Annotated in this window: 15 protein-coding genes; 11 read left to right on the top strand and 4 right to left on the bottom strand. The window is 70.4% G+C overall.

Going from position 1 to position 17538, the window contains the following annotated elements; genetic code table 11:
- The first annotated feature begins 3 nt into the window (after positions 1-3).
- Together ACFWXC_RS35680 and ACFWXC_RS35675 are read left to right on the top strand one after the other, a co-directional pair.
- Positions 4-1206, top strand: coding sequence for an acetyl-CoA acetyltransferase (locus ACFWXC_RS35680; RefSeq protein ID WP_384485290.1), 1203 nt, complete (start codon positions 4-6; stop codon positions 1204-1206).
- A gap of 40 nt (positions 1207-1246) precedes the next feature.
- Positions 1247-3370 carry an acetate--CoA ligase family protein gene (locus ACFWXC_RS35675; RefSeq protein ID WP_384485288.1) on the top strand — a complete coding sequence of 708 codons (2124 nt, stop codon included), beginning with the start codon at positions 1247-1249 and terminating at the stop codon, positions 3368-3370.
- A 41-nt stretch (positions 3371-3411) separates the two neighbouring features.
- Here the strand turns inward: ACFWXC_RS35675 and ACFWXC_RS35670 are convergent, their stop codons facing one another.
- The gene (locus ACFWXC_RS35670; RefSeq protein ID WP_384485286.1) at positions 3412-4341 is read right to left on the bottom strand and encodes a TrmB family transcriptional regulator; all 930 of its coding nucleotides are present in this window, start codon (positions 4339-4341) and stop codon (positions 3412-3414) included.
- 133 nt (positions 4342-4474) lie between these two features.
- Complete coding sequence (locus ACFWXC_RS35665; protein WP_384485284.1) at positions 4475-5677, bottom strand: CaiB/BaiF CoA transferase family protein; 1203 nt, start codon at positions 5675-5677, stop codon at positions 4475-4477.
- A 257-nt stretch (positions 5678-5934) separates the two neighbouring features.
- Here ACFWXC_RS35665 and ACFWXC_RS35660 point away from each other — a divergent pair, with 257 nt between their 5' ends.
- The 3 genes from ACFWXC_RS35660 to ACFWXC_RS35650 all read left to right on the top strand — a co-directional run bounded on the left by ACFWXC_RS35660 (position 5935) and on the right by ACFWXC_RS35650 (position 9502).
- Positions 5935-6567, top strand: a complete 633-nt coding sequence (locus ACFWXC_RS35660) for a GntR family transcriptional regulator (protein ID WP_384485282.1) — start codon at positions 5935-5937, stop codon at positions 6565-6567.
- A 462-nt stretch (positions 6568-7029) separates the two neighbouring features.
- Complete coding sequence (locus ACFWXC_RS35655; RefSeq protein WP_384485280.1) at positions 7030-8514, top strand: aldehyde dehydrogenase; 1485 nt, start codon at positions 7030-7032, stop codon at positions 8512-8514.
- Between the two features lie 142 nt (positions 8515-8656).
- Positions 8657-9502, top strand: coding sequence for a hypothetical protein (locus ACFWXC_RS35650; RefSeq protein ID WP_384485278.1), 846 nt, complete (start codon positions 8657-8659; stop codon positions 9500-9502).
- Between the two features lie 113 nt (positions 9503-9615).
- Here the strand turns inward: ACFWXC_RS35650 and ACFWXC_RS35645 are convergent, their stop codons facing one another.
- The gene (locus ACFWXC_RS35645; RefSeq protein WP_384485276.1) at positions 9616-10389 is read right to left on the bottom strand and encodes an HpcH/HpaI aldolase/citrate lyase family protein; all 774 of its coding nucleotides are present in this window, start codon (positions 10387-10389) and stop codon (positions 9616-9618) included.
- Between the two features lie 182 nt (positions 10390-10571).
- Between ACFWXC_RS35645 and ACFWXC_RS35640 the strand changes: the two genes are divergently transcribed.
- The 6 genes from ACFWXC_RS35640 to mftR all read left to right on the top strand — a co-directional run bounded on the left by ACFWXC_RS35640 (position 10572) and on the right by mftR (position 15729).
- The gene (locus ACFWXC_RS35640; protein ID WP_384485274.1) at positions 10572-11357 is read left to right on the top strand and encodes an SDR family NAD(P)-dependent oxidoreductase; all 786 of its coding nucleotides are present in this window, start codon (positions 10572-10574) and stop codon (positions 11355-11357) included.
- A gap of 63 nt (positions 11358-11420) precedes the next feature.
- On the top strand, positions 11421-12641 hold the full coding sequence (locus ACFWXC_RS35635) for a cytochrome P450 (RefSeq protein ID WP_384485272.1): 1221 nt from the start codon (positions 11421-11423) through the stop codon (positions 12639-12641).
- Positions 12642-12714: 73 nt separating this feature from the next.
- Positions 12715-13038: a ferredoxin gene (gene fdxA / locus ACFWXC_RS35630; protein WP_384485270.1), complete on the top strand. Its 324-nt coding sequence runs from the start codon at positions 12715-12717 to the stop codon at positions 13036-13038.
- Positions 13035-14375: an FAD-dependent oxidoreductase gene (locus ACFWXC_RS35625; protein WP_384485268.1), complete on the top strand. Its 1341-nt coding sequence runs from the start codon at positions 13035-13037 to the stop codon at positions 14373-14375. The genes fdxA and ACFWXC_RS35625 overlap by 4 nt, the downstream gene beginning before the upstream one ends.
- Before the next feature lie 46 nt (positions 14376-14421).
- Positions 14422-14982: a cysteine hydrolase family protein gene (locus tag ACFWXC_RS35620; protein WP_384485266.1), complete on the top strand. Its 561-nt coding sequence runs from the start codon at positions 14422-14424 to the stop codon at positions 14980-14982.
- Between the two features lie 117 nt (positions 14983-15099).
- Complete coding sequence (gene mftR / locus ACFWXC_RS35615; protein ID WP_384485264.1) at positions 15100-15729, top strand: mycofactocin system transcriptional regulator; 630 nt, start codon at positions 15100-15102, stop codon at positions 15727-15729.
- Between the two features lie 36 nt (positions 15730-15765).
- Here the strand turns inward: mftR and mftG are convergent, their stop codons facing one another.
- Positions 15766-17304, bottom strand: a complete 1539-nt coding sequence (gene mftG, locus ACFWXC_RS35610; RefSeq protein WP_384485262.1) for a mycofactocin system GMC family oxidoreductase MftG — start codon at positions 17302-17304, stop codon at positions 15766-15768.
- Between the last annotated feature and the right edge of the window lie 234 nt (positions 17305-17538).

Raw genomic sequence — 17538 nt, 5'->3', positions numbered from 1 at the left:
GCCGTGGCACAGCACAGTCTCAGTGATCGGGTGGCCATCGTCTCGATGAGCTGTACCCGCTTCGGCGAGCACTTCGACCGCGGCGCCGACGAACTCGCGGTCGAGGCGGTCACCGACGTCCTCAAGGGCGCGAACATGTCGGCCGACGACGTCGACGCGTACTGGCTGGGCACCTACGTCTCCGGGATCAGCGGCATGGCGCTCAGCCGCCCGCTGCGTCTGACGGGCAAGCCCGTCACCCGGGTCGAGAACATGTGCGCCACCGGCTCCGAGGCGCTGCGGGCCGCCGTGTACGCGGTCGCCTCCGGCGCGGTCGACGTGGCGATGGCGGTGGGTGTGGAGAAGCTCAAGGACACCGGCTACGCCGGGCTCGTCTCCCCGAAGATCCAGGACGACGGCACGCGCGTGAACACCTCCGCCCCGGCCAACTTCAGCCTGCTGGCCCCCGCCTACCAGCAGCGCTACGGCATCGCCGCCGAGGACTTCCGCGAGGCGATGACCCACGTCGCGTGGAAGAACCACGCCAACGGCGCCCTGAACCCGCGGGCCCAGTTCCGCAAGGAGATCTCGAAGGAGACGATCGCCCGCTCGCCCGCGGTCGCCGGGGTCCTGGGCGTACTGGACTGCTCCGGTGTGGCCGACGGCGCCGCCGCGGCCCTCGTCGTCCGCGCCGAGGACGCCCACCTCTACACCGACCGCCCCCTCTACATCAAGGCGCTGTCGCTCGTCACCGGCGCGGGCTCCGGCGCCGCGGACGAGGAGTACGACTACACGAGCTTCCCCGAGGTCGTGAGCTGCGCCGAGGGCGCCTACGAGCAGGCCGGGATCACCGACCCGCGGCGTGAGCTGGCCCTGGCCGAGGTCCACGACTGCTTCACGCCGACCGAGATCGTGCTCATGGAGGACCTCGGGTTCACCGGGCGCGGCACGGCATGGCGGGACGTCCTCGACGGCCGCTTCGACCGCGACGGGGACCTGCCGGTCAACCCCGACGGCGGCCTGAAGAGCTTCGGGCACCCGGTCGGCGCCAGCGGCCTGCGGATGATCTACGAGTGCTGGCTGCAACTGCGTGGCGAGGCCGGCGAACGGCAGGTGGCCACCGCGGACCGCGGTCTGGCTCTCACCCAGAACCTCGGCGGCGCCCCCGGCGACTGCGTCTGCTTCATCTGCGTGGTCGGCACCAGGCTCGGCCGAGCCGACGCGTAACGGGACAGTCCGTCCACACCCCACGGAACAGGTGATCTCGATGTCGTCCTTCGCGGACATCTCCCGGCTGGTCCGTCCGAACCGCGTCGCGGTGGTCGGCGCCTCCGACCGGCCCGGCTCCTTCGGACGCTCGACGTACCACAACGTCCGCAACAACTCCTCGGTCCCCGGCGGCACCTTCCCGGTCAACCCGGCCTACGACACCGTCCTGGGCGACCGGGCGTATCCGTCGGTGTCGGCGATCCCGGGCGAGCCCGTCGACGTGGCGATCGTCCTCGTGGCGGCCGGGGCGGTACTCGACGTCGTCAAGGACTGCGCGGCGGCCGGGACCCGGCACGTCATGGTGCTCAGCTCCGGATTCTCCGAGACCGACGACTCGGGCGCCGACCTCCAGCGGCAGCTCGTCGAGACCGCGCACGCGGCCGGCATGCGGGTGTACGGCCCCAACTCCCCGGGACTGTCCAACAACGCCGACGGCGTGCTGCTGACCATGTCGCCGGTCGCCGGCGACGACGTGAGCCTCGGCCCGGTCGGCCTGGTCACCCAGGGCGGCGGACTGGGCCGCGCGGTCATGCAGTGGCGCGAGCGGGGCCTGGGCATCGGGCTGTGGGCCTCGCCCGGCAACGAGGCCGACCTGGACGTCGGTGACTTCGTCAACCACATGGTGGACGATGACCGGCTGCGCGTGATCGGCGCGGTGGTCGAGGGGTTCAGCGACGGCACGAAGTTCATCGCCGCGGCCCGCCGTGCCCAGCAGGCCGGCAAGCCGCTGGTGGTCCTCAAGATCGGCCGCTCCGAGTACGGGCAGAAGACCGCCGCGTCGCACACCGCGTCCATCGCGGGGAACGACGTCGTCGCCGACGCGGTGTTCCGCCAGTACGGCGTGATCCGCGTGGACGACGTCGACGAACTCGCCGAGACGCTGCTGCTGTTCCACAAGGCCCTCGACGCGGACATCACCCGCGCCGGGCAGGTCTGCGTGTACTCCTTCTCCGGCGGCACGGCGTCGCTCGGCGCGGACATGATCGGCGCCGCAGGCCTGCACCTGGCCGAGTTCACCGAGGACACCGCACGGGCCCTCGCCGAGCGGGCGCCGAGCTTCGGCTTCGTCGACAACCCGGTCGACCTCACCACGAAGGTGTTCACGGACTCCGCGCTGAACCGTGCGGTGTTCCAGCTGGTCTGCGACGACCCGAACGTGGGCTCGATCCTGTTCGCGATGCCCGCCGACTACGGCGACAGCACCGTCTCGGTGACCACCGACGCGCTGGAGATAGCCGCCGGGCACGACACCCTGCTCATCCCGGTGTGGATGTCGCCGAAGCACGGCGGCGGGTACGACGTGCTCTCCGACGCCGGTTTCGCACCCTACGACGGCCTGAACCGCGCGGTGACCGCCCTGGCCCGGGTCGTGGAATGGGCGAAGGTGTCCCTGCCGGCCGCGCCCACGCCCCCCGCGCAGGCAGCGGCCGAGCCGCCCGAGGAGTCCCACGCCACCCGTACCGCTCTCGGCTACGACGAGGCCCGTGAACTCCTCGAACGCCACGGCCTGCGCTTCCCCGCCGAGGAGTTCGCCGCCTCCGCGCAGCAGGCCGCCGAGGCGCAGCGCCGCATCGGCCGGCCGGTGGCGATGAAGCTGTCCGCCAAGGGCCTGGTGCACAAGACCGAGGTGGGCGGTGTCGCCCTGCACATCACCTCGCCCGAGGAGGCGGCACGCGTCTGGACGACGATGACCGATCCCGGTCGGCTGGCCCCCTTCGGCCTCACGGCCGACGGGGTCTACCTCCAGGAGATGGTGGGCGAGGGTCTCGACGTGCTGGTGGGCGCTCACCACGACGAGGTGTTCGGCCCGGTGCTGACCGTCGGCACCGGCGGCATCGAGACCGAGATCGAGAAGGACGTCCTGCACCTCGCGATCCCGTTCACCGACGAGCAGTTCACCCGGGCGCTGAGCCCGCTGCGGCTGTGGCAGCGGATGCAGGGGGTGCGCGGCGGGCAGGCGGCCGATGCGGCTCGACTCACCCGCGTGGCGCAGGCGTTCGCGACGATGTTCCTGGCGGAGGCCGGCCGCGTCGCAGAGATCGAGGTCAACCCCTTGCGGATGGTCGTCAGCGAGTCCGGCACCGACTGCGTGACCCTGGACGCGGTACTGCTCGCCCGCTGAGCACGCCCCGCCGTACGGGTGGGCGGGCCGGGCGCCGCTGGTCAGGCCAGTGACCGCAGCCCGCCCTGGTCGCCTTCCGGCGGGTCGGTGTGGCGCTGTCCGCGCCGGCCGGACGCCGCGGCGTTCCGGTCGAACAGCCCCTCGAGTCCCGCGCCGTAGCGGGCGCGCATGTCGTCGGCGAAGTCGTGGTACGTGCGCTGCATGAAGATGTCGTGCCGGACGAAGCCCTTCACCAGCGCCGCGAGCAGGGTGTCGTCGGTGGCGAAGACGGCTTCCCAGACGTCGCCCTCGGGAGCGAGGGCCCACAAGGAACCGCCTGAGTCACAGGTGAGGGCCAGGTGCCGTGCCTGGTGGTGCCGGTAGACGGTGCCGTCGGTACTGCTGTGCCGGATGACGGTGCCGTTCTGGAGGGAGAAGGGCGGTTCGCCGAAGCACAGCACGTCGATACGGACGCCGCGCCGGTCGGCCTCGTCGAGGGCGTCGCCGAGGGCGTCGAGGTACGAGCTGTGACCGGAGACGTACACCCGTTCTCCGGCGCCCGTGATGAGCTGCCGGGCCGCGGCGGCGATCTCGACCCAAGAGGTCGCCTCCTGGTACGGCCGCAGATTCTGCGTTCCGGCACCGGCCGGACGCATCCGCGAGATCTCCAGCTCGACCGTGGCCAGCCGCTGACGGAAGGCGGACTCCAGCTCGTTGAGCACACGGGTCGGCGACACGGCGATGAACTTCGCGGGAGTGCTGCTGGTCTGCACCACCGCACCACGCTCCACGAGGCGTACCAGGGTCTCGTAGACCTTGGGCTGCGGGACGTTCGTCTCCTTGGCGACGGCGTAGCCGGTCATTGGCTCCCGCCCGATGAGGCCGGCGTAGGTGCGCGCCTCGTACTGGGAGAACCCGAGTTCCACCAGGGCGTTGATCACCCGGGTGTCGAGCCGGGACGCGTTGACGGGGGCGGAGACCTGCCGGGCCATGGGTGGGGTCCCTTCACACTGTGGACGTGGGGTTGCCGCGTGCGTCGGCCTGCTGGGCCCCAGCATAGCAACGACGGTCACAGTGCCTACTTCAGTAGTGAGTGACACAGCCGCTTTCGGCCGGGCGCCGAGGTCAGGGACGAGGGGAGGGGTCCACTCCCCAGTCCCGCAGGACCGCGTCGCGGTCGGCGTCGAGGCCGGGCCCGGCCGCCGCGTCGGGTGTGAAGCCGTCGAGCGTGAACGGCATCGACACCGTCCGCAGCCCGTCGCTCAACGTGGTCAGATAGTTGTTCGCCGCGACTTGTTCGTCGTCCAGGACGTCCCCGAGACGGTTCACGGGCGCACACCACACACCGTGTTCGCGCAGCCGTTCGAGCCAGTGGCCGGCCGGGCGGGTGGCGAAGTGCCGGTCCAGTTCCACGCGCATCTCGTGCGTGTTGGCCAGCATGTCGGCGTACGTGGCGAACCGCGGGTCGGTGACCAGGTGCTCGATCTGCGCACCGGCCACGAACGAGTCCCACGCCCGGGCGTTGACCGCGGCCACGGCGATCCATCTGCCGTCCCCGGCCCGGTACTGGTTCAGGAGCGCGTTGCGCGGGTCGGTGCGCGGCCTGCCCGTGGTCGAGGCGCCCTCGGTGTTGGCCACCGAACCGACCAGACCCATCTGTGTCCACAACGCGCTCTGCAGGAGGGACCCGGTCACGGTCTCGCCGCGGCCGGTCCGGGCGCGACGCAGCAGCGCGGCCAGTACGCCGCTGAAGAGGTAGGTGCCGGTGATCACGTCGTTCAGCGCGCCGGGCGGAGCGAACGGCTGCTCCGGGTCGGGAGACAGGGCGAACAGCATTCCGGCGTAGGCCATGCCGGTCATGTCCTGCGTGAGGTCGTTGGCCCGTGGTCCGCCGGGGCCGAGCCCGGAGCCGCGGGCGTACACCAGTCGTGGGTTCACGGCATGCAGGGAGTCCGCGTCGACGCCCAGCTTGGTGACGGTCGTGGGGCTCATGTTGGTGATGAAGACGTCGGCCCGCTCGATCATCCGGTCGAAGGTTCCCCGGTCGGCCGCGGAACCGAGGTCCAGGGCCACGGAGCGCTTGTTCCTGTTGAAGGTGGAGTAGGAGATGCTCGTCCCGGTGGTCCCGCTGCCGGCGGTGGGGGCCGTGTGCGAGCGCGTGGGGTCGCCGTTGAGGCTCTCCACCTTCACGACGTCGGCCCCGAGGTCGGCGAGGAGCATGCCGGTCACGGGCCCGGCCATCCAGATCGTCATGTCGACGACACGCAGGCCGGCCAGGGGCGGCTCGCTCGCCAGGGTGGGGGAGGAATCCATCCGGTCGTCGGACACAGCAGTTCCACCTCGCAGTCACTACGTGGGTAGGTGCCATGAGCGTAACCGTCGCCCGCCGCTCCAAGTCAAGCTGTCTGCCTGCAACTTTCGCCTCCGCGGGCACTGTCTGCGTGTATCTTTGGCCTCACTAATGACGGCGAAACGAACGGATGGGCAGTGCGGTGAAGGCTGGCGGTGACGCTGTGGTCGGGAAGCCCGGTTCCGAGTCGGAGGAGTCGGCGGCTGCCGGGCGCGCGCGCTCCGTCTCCGAGCCGATGCAGCTGACTCTGCAGGCGGCCGCCCAGATCAGGGGCCTGATCATCGAGGGGGCGCTGCTGCCGGGGCAGAAGATCCGCCAGGTCGACCTGGCCGAGCAGATCGGGGTGTCCCGCAGCCCGCTCCGCGAGGCGCTGCGCACGCTCGAGTCCGAGGGCGTCGTCACCTACGAGACCAACCGCGGCTATGTCGTGTCCCGTCTCGAGCCGTCGGACCTCGCCGAGATCTACCGGATGCGCGAGCTGCTCGAGGGGGAACTGCTCCGCTCGATCGCCAAGCCCGACAAGGCCACGCTGGACGCACTCGCGCGGTACAACGACGAGATGATCGCGGCCGTCGGTCAGGGCGACATCGCGGCGGTTCTCCGGGCCAACCGCGACTTCCACTTCACGATCTTCGAACTGTCGCCGTTGAACCAGTTCAAGCGCGAGATCCAGCGGCTGTGGCAGCTGTCCGAGGGCTATCTCGCCTGGTGGTGGCGACTGCCGCACGTGACCACCCGGATCAGCCAGGAGCACAAGCAGATCATCAAGACGTTGCGCAAGTACGACCGCGAGGCCCTCGTCGAGCTGTTCGACGCGCATCGTGTCGGCGGCCACGAGAGTTCCATGCTCCTGCGGGGTCGTTCCTGACCTGTGCACCTGAGCCCGGGCGTCTGTGCGCCCGGGCTCGCGCATGCCTGCCGACGCGATCGCTGCCGCGCCCCACGGGTACCGCGGCCAGCGGTGGTGAGGGCGTTCCGCAACCTCCGGTGCCGTGCTTCACGGGGGCGGTAGCCCTCTTCTCACGGCCGTGACGGATCCTCGGCCGGCGCAGGCGCCGTCCGCCGCTCGCTCCATTCCCCTCGCCCTGCATCAGGCCCGGCGTGCCCCGTCGCGCCGCCACAGAGGTCTTCCTGCCTGCCAAAGTGTCGGCTAGAATGCATACATATTTGCCGACGCCGCGTGTCTGTACCGGTAGCTGGGTGAGGGCGAAGAAACGCTCGCCGCACGGCACTGACGTCGACGCGGGGCCCGACGGCCCCGGACTTCTGACCCCTGCCATGACGGCGGGTTACCTCTGCTTCCAGCTTCAACACTCTGGAGACGAACGCAGTGACCGCACCGAAGATTGCCGCCGCTCCCCTCAAGCACCCTGACCGTTTCTACATCGGCGGCGCGTGGGTGAAGCCGTCGACCAGTGATCTCATCGACGTCGTTCAGCCGGCCACCGAGGAGGTCTACCTCCAGGTCGCCGAGGCCAAGCCCGAGGACGTCGGCCGCGCCGTGGACGCGGCGCGCCACGCGTTCGACGAGGGCCCGTGGCCGTACCTGCGCCCCGCCGAGCGGGCCGAGTACATCCGCGCCATCGCCGAAGGGCTGCGCAAGCGGCAGTCCGAGATCGCGTACACCTGGGCGTCCGAAATGGGCATCCTGCACGGTGACGCCGTGGTCCGCGGGGCCAGGATCGCCGGGATCTACGACTTCTACGCAAACCTTGCCGACGACTTCGAGTGGATCGAGCGGCACACCCCGGCAGGCGGTGGCCACGGCTGGCTCGCACGCGAACCGGTCGGTGTCGTCGGCGCGATCGTGCCGTGGAACGCCGCGATCGTGGCCCTGTCGTTCAAGCTCGCCCCGGCGCTCATCGCGGGCTGTTCCATCGTTCTGAAGTCCTCGCCGGAGTCGCCGTCGGCCGGCTATCTCCTCGCCGAGATCGCCGAGGAGGTGGGTCTGCCCGCCGGAGTCGTCAACGTCGTCACCGCGCATCGGGCCGCGTCCGAGACGCTGGTGGCCAACCCGGGTGTCGACAAGGTGAGTTTCACCGGCTCGACAGCGGCCGGCAAGCGCATCGCCGCCCTGTGCGCCGACCGCGTCGCCCGGGTCAACCTGGAACTCGGCGGCAAGTCGGCCGCGTTGGTCCTCGACGACTACGATCTCGAGAAGGCGGCTGCCTCCCTCGCGGACTCGACCATGGAACTGACCGGTCAGGTGTGCTCCGCCCTGACCCGTGTCATCGTCAGCAAGCACCGGCACGACGAGCTCGTCGAGGCGCTCAGCGCCGAGTTCGCCAAGGTCAAGGTCGGTGATCCTTTCGACTCCGAGAGCGACATGGGACCTGTCGCCGCGCAACGGCAGCGGGACACCATCGAGCGGCTGATCGGCAAGGGACTCGAGGAGGGCGCGCAGCTCGCCGTGGGAGGCCACCGGCCGGCCGGGCTCGACAAGGGCTGGTTCATCGAGCCGACGCTGCTCGGCAATGTCGACAACCACTCCACGATCGCCCGGAACGAGGTCTTCGGCCCCGTGCTGAGCGTCATCCCGGCCGAGAACGAGGACGACCAGATCCGCGTCGCCAACGACAGCCCCTACGGTCTGAACAGCGCGGTGTTCACCGACGACGAGAACCGCGCCTGGCAGTTCGCCCGGCGCATCCGCTCGGGGACGGTGGGCCACAACGCCCATCGCAACTCGCATGCCTTCGCGTTCGGCGGCTTCAAGCAGTCGGGGATCGGCCGTGAGGGCGGCCGCGAGGGCCTCATGCCGTACTTGGAGCCCAAGGCGATCATCCTGGATCGCGACCCCTCGGACGCCCCCTGACCGCACCGCCCTGCCCCAGGGGCCGCCGGCCCCGGGGCGGCTCTCCCGGTCGCTTTCACCCGGCGCACGAACGCCCGCGCCCACCCGTCCGTGTCCGACCGGCGCGCCGACGACCTCGCTGCCGGTACCGATAGGAGTCGACATGCACGTGATCGAAACCGCGAAGATTCCGTGGAGCCTCGTCAGCAAGGCCAACCGGCCCGGCCGGGTGCACCGCAAGCTCGTGCACGAGGGAGAGGTGTCGCCGGGCGTCGGGTACACCGCGGACCTCGTGCGCTATGAGGGCGGGCACGGCACGTTCACCGCCCCGCGGCACAAGCACAATTTCGACCAGATCCGCTACACCGTCAGCGGGCAGCCCGACTTCGGTCACTACCAGGTGGCCGCACAGGGGCAGTCGGTGTTCTTCCCGGCCGGTGCCGCGTACGGCCCGGAGACGATCGAGGAAGCGGAGCTTCTGCTGATCCAGTGGGGGGAGCACTGGGTCTCCCGGGCCCAGCACGACGAGACCTACGCGCAGATGCAGAAGACGGGCGAGTTCCGGGAGGGTTACTACATCACCGTCGACGCGGACGGCGAGGAGCATCGCGCCGACGGCCGCAACGCGGTGTGGGAGACCTTCAACCAGCGCAAGCTGGTCTACCCCACACCTCGCTACCCGCAGCCGGTGATCATGGAGCCGGAGGGCTTCGCCTGGCGCCCGATCGGCGGGGGCGTCTCGGCCAAGACCCTCGGCCGCTTCACCGAGGACGATGTCTACGTCGCCAACTACGTGTGGGACACGGCCGATGGGGTCTTGGACCTCACCGCCGAGCGCACGCAACTGCTCTGGATCATCGACGGCCGGTTGACCGTCGACGGCGTGGTCTACGAGCCGGGGACCGTCGTCTTCTCCGAGTTCGGGGAGAAGACAGCGCTCGCCGGCACCGCGGACGCGCGCGCGGTGGTGTTCGGCCTGCCCCTGCCCGATCCGGCCGCGATCGCCTGAGGTCGGTCTGCCCGGCCGTAACGGCGGCCCGCAGCCCCGGACTCCGGTGGGCTGCGGGCCGTGTCTTTCCTGCCGGGGCCGACCCCGGCCGGCGCGACGGCCGCCATGCGCGCTCAGTCGGCCGAAGTGACCTCCGAGATCAGTGACTTGGCGCGTGCGATGCCCTGGTCGAGGAACTGGGTGTCGGCGCCGACCGCGACGAACCGGGCGCCTCTTCGCACCCACAGACGGGCCGATGCCTCGGCGGGGGCGAAGATGCCGAACGGGAACGCGTGCCGCTCACACGCCGACGCCACTGTGTCGATGGCGGTCTTGACCGCCGGGTGGCCGAGATCGTGCAGGTGCCCCATCGATGCCGCGAGATCGGCCGGTCCGACCATGATCCCGTCGAGCCCGGGTGTCTCCAGGATGGCGTCGATGCCGGAGACCGCGTCCACGTGCTCGATCATCACGAACGCGGCGATCTCCTTGTCGGCCCGTGCGAGGTACTCCGCGCGGCCGCCGTCGAGGCGGGCCGCCCGGCGCGGCCCGAACCCGCGTACTCCGGCCGGAGGGTAGCGCGTCGCGCTCACCGCCGCGGCGCACTGCGCGGCGTCGTGCACACCGGGAACGATCACGCCCTCGGCCCCCAGGTCGAGTATCTGGCCGATCAGCGCGGCGTCGTTCGCGCCGGGGCGGACGAACACCGTCGACGCGGAAGCACGCAGGGCGACGAGCATGGTCTGGAGCCCGTCGATCGAGATCGGGGCGTGCTCCATGTCGATCAGCACGAAGTCGAAGTCGCCCGCGCCGATGGCTTCCGTGACGAAGGCGTCGGGGATGGTGAGCGACACGCCCAGGGCCGGCCGGCCCGACGACATCCGCATCTTGGTTCGGTTGTCCCGCACGAGGCACCTCTCTGTGGACGTACTTCTGTATGCATAGTGCTGGGTTACGCAGGTACCACTTGACGCTGATCTCCGGCCACCATACTGTAAATGTATGCAAAAATGAACACCGCATGGAGGGTGGACTCCCTTCCATGGAGCGTTGATCAGCACGTTTCCCACACGGAGGCGAGTGGACTTCGATGAGCAGAGGAAGTGACTCGGACCGACTCCTCGGCCGAGCTGCGATCGTCACGGGTGGCGCACGGGGCATCGGCGCGGCCATGGCGAGGCGCTTCGTGGACGCCGGCGCACGTGTCCTGATCGCCGACGTCCTGGACTCCGAAGGAGCCTCACTGGCCGGAGAACTGGGGGAGTCTGCCCGCTACCTGCATGTGGACGTCCGCGAGCGGAGCCACTGGGACAGCGCCGTCTCGCTCTGCCAGGAGACGTTCGGGCTCCGGCCGACGGTGCTGGTCCACAACGCGGGCGTGATGACACCGGGGACGGTGGCCTCCGCCGACGCGGAGTCGGTCGGCCTGGCCGTCGGCGTCAACGTGCTCGGACCGATCATCGGCACCCAGGCCTGTCTGCCCGGGATGATCGAAGCCGGCGGTGGCTCGGTGGTGGTGGTGTCGTCCATCGCCTCGATGTCCGTGGGGCCGGGATTCATCCCCTACGCGGTCAGCAAGGCCGGCAACGCCGCGTACGCGCGGGCGGCGGCCCGGGAGCTGGGGGAGTACGGCATCCGGGTCAACTCGCTGCACCCGGGCGGAGTCGAGACACCGATGAACTCCGGGCCCGGCTTCGCCGCACTGGACAAGGACGCCTGGTTCGGCCGGATGACGATCCCGCGGATCGGCCGGCCGGACGAGATCGCCTCGGCGGCACTGTTCCTGGCGTCCGACGACTCCAGCTACATCACCGGCACGCAGCTCGTCGTCGACGGCGGCCAGCTGCTGGGGCCCACAAGCGCATGGAAGTCCTGATGCGCCCTGGCCCCTGCGGGACGCCCCGAACAGCCAGCACATCGAGAGATCGGCGATGACCAGATGACGACACTGACCAGCGACGACGTCAAGATCGAGGACCCGGACTTCTACTTCGAGGACCGGCAGGAGGTCTACTCGCGGCTGCATGCCGAGCACCCGGTCTTCTACTACGAGCCGCTCGACCTGTTCGTCCTCTCGAAGCACGAAGACATCCGGGAGGCCGCTCGTACCCCGGAGATCTTCAGCTCCAGCCGCGGGCTGCACCTGCATCAGCTGCGGCTGGAACCGGAAGAGGCCGAGGCGTACGCCACCCTGTACGGCCCCGGGGAGCAGTTCGCCTACGCCGACCCGCCACGCCACGGTCAGCTGCGCGGCGTCGCCTCGCGCAGTTTCGCACCACGGGCACTCGCCTCCCTGCGTGACCACGTGCAGCGGCAGGTCGACGCTCTGGTCAGCGGCGTCGTACCGGGCGAGCCGTTCGACTTCGTCGAGACCATCGCGGCGAGGCTGCCCATCAAGGTCGCCGAGGACTTCATCGGGCTGCCGTCCGGTCACGACAAGAAGATCCGGGGGTGGAGCGACGCACTGGAGTCCCTGAAGCTCATCCACGGAGCGGAGAACATCCGCGAGGCCGTACGGCAGTTCCAGGAAATGAACGAGTTCTTCCGCGCCCAGTTCGAGGTCAAGCGTGCCCGGCCCGGCGAGGACCTGATCTCGACACTGCTGGCGGCGGAGCTGGACGGCCGGCCGCTGACGGAGAGCACCCTGCTCATCTACTGCAGCCTCTTCCTCGCCGGCGGCAGCGACACGACCCGCTCGCTCCTGGCCGGCATGGCCCTGGCGCTCGCCGAACACCCCGGGCAGACGGAGCTGCTGCGAGCCGAACCGCAGCTCCTGGGCGGTGCGATCGAGGAGTCGTTGCGCTGGACGACACCTGCGCGCGGTTTCCTGCGTACGGTGATGCACGACACCGAGGTGCGCGGCGTCACCATCAAGGAAGGCCAGCGGGTCTATCTGCTGTTCGACGCCGGGAACCGCGACCCCGAGGTGTTCGAGGACCCCTGGACCTACGACATCCGGCGGCCGAACGCCGCCGCCCATCTGTCGTTCGGCTACGGCCCGCACCTGTGCATCGCCGCCCATCTGGCCCGGCTGGAGACACGCCTGTTCTACGAGGCACTGCTCTCCCGCTTCTCGGTGATCGAGCAGGCGGGCGAGGCTCGTGAGATCCGTCAGCTGCTGCGCAACGGCTGGTACGAGCTGCCGTTGGTCCTGCGGTGAGCGCCGCGAGCGGAGCGGCGGGCGGGTGACCCAGAAGGTTCAGGTCTGACCAGTTCCAACGGAAGGAGGTCCGATGACCTACGTGGTGACGTCGGCCTGTGTCGACGTGAAGGACAGAAGCTGCATCGCGGTGTGTCCGGTCGACTGCATATACGAGGGCGGACGGATGATGTACATCCATCCGGACGAATGCATCGAGTGCGGCGCCTGCGAGGAGGCGTGCCCGATGTCCGCGATCCTGTACTCGGAGGATCTGAGCGACGACAACCGCGCGTTCCTGACGGCGAACGCGTCGTTCTTCGACGGCATCGGGTCACCCAGGGGCGCCAAGAAGTTCGGCCCGTCCACCCATGACGCGGACATCGTCGCCGGGACCGGGGCCCAGGAGGACCGATGAGCGGTACCGCCTTTCGCGTGGCCGTCGTGGGTTCCGGGCCCTCGGGCGCGTACGTCGCCCAGGAGCTGTCCGAACAGGCCGGCCTGGACGCCGTCGTCGACGTCTACGAGCGACTGCCCGTGCCGTTCGGGCTGGTGCGCTACGGCGTCGCCCCGGACCACCAGCGGATCAAGTCGATCGTCGGCTCGCTCGCGGAGATATTCGCCCACCCGCGCGTGCGGTTCCTCGGAAACGTACGGGTGGGAACGGACATCACCTTCGACGAGCTACGACAGCGCTACGACGCCGTCGTGGTCGCCTGCGGGGCGAGCGCGGACCGCCGCCTGTCGATCCCCGGCGAGGACCTGCCGGGGGTGGCTTCGGCAACCGACTTCGTCGCCTGGTACAGCGGACACCCCGACGCCGCGGTGGACCGCTTCGCGCTGACGGCCGAGACCGCCGTGATCATCGGGGTGGGCAACGTGGCCCTGGACGTGGCCCGGATGCTCTGCCGCACCCCTGACGAACTGCGCCGCACCGATGTGCCCCAACACGTCGTCGATGTCCTGGCGGCCAGCACGGTCCGCAAGATCCTCGTCGTGGGGCGCCGCGGCCCGGCGCATGCCAAGTTCAGCAGCAAGGAGCTGGGCGAACTCCGGGAGTTGTCCGATACGGACGTCCTGGCCGACCCGGACGACCTGGCCGACGACCAGGCCGCCGCCGACTCCGCGCAGGAGAGTCCGTCCACGCGCCGGATGCTGGCGACGCTGCGTGGATACGCCGCCGGCACACCGACGGGAACGCACCGCCGAACCGTGCGCTTCGCCTTCTTCCGCACCCCGGTCGCGTTCGTGGGCGAGGACTCCGCCCGCGGTCTGCGGGTGATCCGCCGTGGTCCGGGGCGGGCGGAGGCCGACGAGGTGCTTCCCGCGCAGTTCTTCGTCCGCTCGGTGGGCTATCGGGGACTGGCCCTGCCCGGCCTTCCGTTCCAGCCGGACACCGGCACCGTCCCGCATGCCGAGGGCCGGGTCATGGACGGCACCGGACAACTCGCCGGCGTGTATGTCGCCGGCTGGATCAAGCGAGGACCGAGCGGCGTCATCGGCACCAACAAGCAGGACGCCGTCGCGACTGTCGCCGCGATCACACAGGACCGGGCGCGCGCCCCGAAGCCGTCTCGTCAGGCATTCCGGGATCCTCTCCTCCTCCTGCGGGAACGCGGCGTCGATGTCGTGGAGTGGTCCGCGTGGCAGCGCATCGACGCCGCGGAGGAGATCGCGGGCCGGCCGCTGGGCCGAGGGCGGGTCAAGCTGCACGAGCGCGGCAGGATGCTCGCCGTCGCAGCGGCCCAAAACTGATACAGTTTTGAATGCAAAAATGTCTATCTAGATGGAGGGTTGTGGCATGTCTCTGACCACCGTGGACGCCCGTTCCGCGCTTCTCGTCGTCGATCTGCAGGAAGGCACAGTGGGGCTGCCGACCGTGCATCCGGCCTCGGAGGTCGTGGATCGCGCGGCCGAGCTGGCGGCCGTCTTCCGCTCGTACGCGCTGCCGGTCGTGCTGATCAACGTCGCGGGCGGCGCCCCGGGCCGCAACGAGCTGCCCAAGTCCAGGTCGGCTCCCGCGTCGAACTGGACGGACCTCGTTCCGCAGCTGAAGGCCGAGGCCGGCGACCATGTCGTCACCAAGAAGACATGGGACGCCTTCCCCGGCACGGACCTGGACACCTACCTGCGGTCGCAGAACGTGACCCAGGTCGTTCTCACCGGAATCGCCACGAGTATCGGCGTCGAGTCCACCGCGCGATCGGCGTACGCGCTCGGCTACCACGTGACCCTGGCAACCGACGCGATGACCGACCTCGACCCCGGGGCGCACGCCAACGCCGTCGAGCGCGTCTTCCCGAAGCTGGGAGAGACGGGGACCACCGAGGAGATCATCGGCCTGGTGAAGAGCTCTCGCTGAACTCGTCCCAGCCCTCCACGGGGCCGGTACGCGGTCGTTCGCGGCATGCCGCCGGCGACGCGTATCGTGTTGTGCCCTGGGCCGGCGCCGGAGGCCCGCCCGGGGGAGGGAGAGCCCGTGGAGCAGGCCACCAGCACGCGAGCGGACGCACCTGGCAGGATCGGGAGGCCCCGGGCCACCTCTCGCACCGACCTGGAACGCATCGGCTTCGAGCTGTTCTCCTCCCAGGGGTTCGACAGTACGACGGTGGACGACATCGCCGGCGCCGCAGGCATCGGGCGCCGTACCTTCTTCCGCTATTTCGGTTCGAAGAACGACCTGGTCTGGGGCGACTTCGAGAACCAGCTGGCGGGCCTGCGCCAACTGCTCGACGCCGTCGACCCGGACGTCTCCTTTGCGGATGCGCTGCGTGAGGCGGTCGTCGCGTTCAACCGGTTCGACCCCGAGGAAGTGCCGTGGCACCGGCAACGGATGCAGCTCATCCTCACCGTGCCGACGCTCCAGGCCGACGCCACACTGCGGTACAACGCGTGGCGTGCCATCGTGACCGAGTTCGTGGCGACACGCACCGGCCAGTCGACGTCCGATCTGCTGCCACGGCTCGTCGGCTACGCCTCCCTGGCCGCCGCCATCGCCGCCTACGAGCACTGGCTCGCCGACGAACGGCAACTTCTCGCGCCGCTGATCGACGCGACGTTCCGTCAACTCGCCGGCGGGTGGGACTCGGTGAGCCACCTCCAGGGCTGATCCGCCGGCCGCCGCCGCAGGCGGCGGCCGGGAACGTCAGCGCACCTCGCGGCGCATGGCGTCCGCGACCACCTCGCCCACCAGGACGGCCGTGGCGGCGGGACCGCGCAGGGGAGCGTCCGGGAGGATCGAGGTATCGGCGACGCGCAGCGCGCGGATGCCGTGAAGCCGTCCGTACTGGTCGACGGCGGCACGGCCGGGGTCGTCGGCGCTCCCCATCGGCACGGTGCCACAGGTGTGCTGCGCGGTGCCGAGGTTGTCGGCGACCCACCGGTCGAGCGCCCCGTCCGCCGCCAGCACCTCAGGGGCCGGGCCGGCATGTCCGGCGGCGAGATCCGCCATGGGCGGTGACGCCAGCAGCGCGGCCGTGGCACGCACTCCCTCGCGCAGCCGGCGTCGGTCGTCCGGTGTGCTGAGGAATCCGTAGTGGATGCGCGGCGGCGTGGCGGGATCGGAGCGGACCAGGCTCAGCCGGCCGGTACGCCGCGGTGCCTGCGCGGCGACCAGGAACGGCAGCGGTTCCCCCGGCACGCTGGTCCGGCCGCTGGTCAACCCCCTCATCGGCACGAGGGACTGGAGTACCTCCAGGTCGCCGGGACCGTCGCGGCCGCCGTACTCGCCGACGCCCGAGGCCAGATGCAGGCACCCGCCGAGCCAGGATCCCTGCGGCGCGGGTGGGTCGTGGCGGAGCGTCCAGTCGAGGACCACCTGAGGATGGTCGCTCAGGTGCGCACCGACAGCGGGCGTGTCGCGGACCACGGGTATGCCGAGCCGCTCCAGGTCGGCGCGCGGGCCGATGCCCGACAGCAGCAGCACCTGGGGGGAGCCGATGGCCCCGGCGCTCAGCACGACCTCACCCGCGCGGACGAGTGTGCCGTCGACGAGCACCACGCCGACGGCGCGGCCGTGTGCCACCGCAACCCGGACGACGTGGCTTCCGCCTCGTACGGTGAGATTGGGCCGGGCACGGACCTTAGGCGGCAGGTAGTTCAGGGCCGTGTTGCGGCGTACGCCGTCCACGGAGTTGGTGGGTACCGGTCCGAAGCCGGGCGCCGCGTCGAGGTCGTTCTTGTCCGGCTCCACGGCGTATCCGCAGGTGCGCGCCGCGTCGCCGAAGGCCTGGGCCGCGGGGTGGTCCGTCCGCACGCGCCGGACCCGCACGGGGCCCTGACCGCCGTGCAGGGGTCCCGCACCGAGGTCGAGGTCGTTCTCCAGCGCGCGAAGGAAGGGCAGGACCCGGTCGTAGGCCCAGGCGGGGTTGCCCAGGGCGGACCAGCGGTCGAAGTCCTGGCGGCGGGCGCGCACGAAGTACCCGCCGTTGACGGTGGTGGAGCCGCCGAGCACGCGGCCGCGGGGTACCGCCCACGGGCGCTCGGGGGTGAGGTGGACGGGATGGACGCAGGTGCCGGGGTGATCCGGCTGAGCACCGGGGACCAGCCGTGCGTCGAGCAGCCGCCGGCCGAACTCCTCTTCGGTCGCCGGGGACGGACCCGCCTCCAGCAGCAGGACGGTGCGGTCGGGATCCTCACTCAGGCGGGCGGCCAGCACCGCGCCCGCGGCGCCCGCGCCGACCACGAGCACATCGTGAGGTGCGCCGGGCAAGGGTGCCGAACTCACGGGAGCGGCCCGGGGCGGACGAGCAGGCGGATCTCTGTCATGGCTCAGGGATCAAAGCCGAGTCATGGCACGAGCGCAAGCCCCCGCACGGCCCACCGCGATGCGCCGGAGCCCGCGGCGGTACCGGACATCGGCCCGGCTCGGGGGGAGTTCACGCAGGTCGCAGACGTGTCGCTGATGCAGCGACCGCAC

Origin of the sequence: Streptomyces sp. NPDC058683 (genome assembly GCF_042716195.1) — a bacterium.
Lineage (GTDB): Bacteria > Actinomycetota > Actinomycetes > Streptomycetales > Streptomycetaceae > Streptomyces.
This window is presented reverse-complemented; position numbering and strand designations above follow the sequence as displayed.

What these genes read in the sequence shown, in the direction of transcription:
- ACFWXC_RS35675 (WP_384485288.1), top strand. Translation starts at nt 1,247, where the DNA reads ATGTCGTCCTTCGCGGACATCTCCCGGCTGGTCCGTCCGAACCGCGTC.
- ACFWXC_RS35670 (WP_384485286.1), bottom strand. Translation starts at nt 4,341, where the DNA reads ATGGCCCGGCAGGTCTCCGCCCCCGTCAACGCGTCCCGGCTCGACACC.
- ACFWXC_RS35660 (WP_384485282.1), top strand. Translation starts at nt 5,935, where the DNA reads ATGCAGCTGACTCTGCAGGCGGCCGCCCAGATCAGGGGCCTGATCATC.
- ACFWXC_RS35650 (WP_384485278.1), top strand. Translation starts at nt 8,657, where the DNA reads ATGCACGTGATCGAAACCGCGAAGATTCCGTGGAGCCTCGTCAGCAAG.
- ACFWXC_RS35640 (WP_384485274.1), top strand. Translation starts at nt 10,572, where the DNA reads ATGAGCAGAGGAAGTGACTCGGACCGACTCCTCGGCCGAGCTGCGATC.
- ACFWXC_RS35635 (WP_384485272.1), top strand. Translation starts at nt 11,421, where the DNA reads ATGACGACACTGACCAGCGACGACGTCAAGATCGAGGACCCGGACTTC.
- fdxA (WP_384485270.1), top strand. Translation starts at nt 12,715, where the DNA reads ATGACCTACGTGGTGACGTCGGCCTGTGTCGACGTGAAGGACAGAAGC.
- ACFWXC_RS35625 (WP_384485268.1), top strand. Translation starts at nt 13,035, where the DNA reads ATGAGCGGTACCGCCTTTCGCGTGGCCGTCGTGGGTTCCGGGCCCTCG.
- ACFWXC_RS35620 (WP_384485266.1), top strand. Translation starts at nt 14,422, where the DNA reads ATGTCTCTGACCACCGTGGACGCCCGTTCCGCGCTTCTCGTCGTCGAT.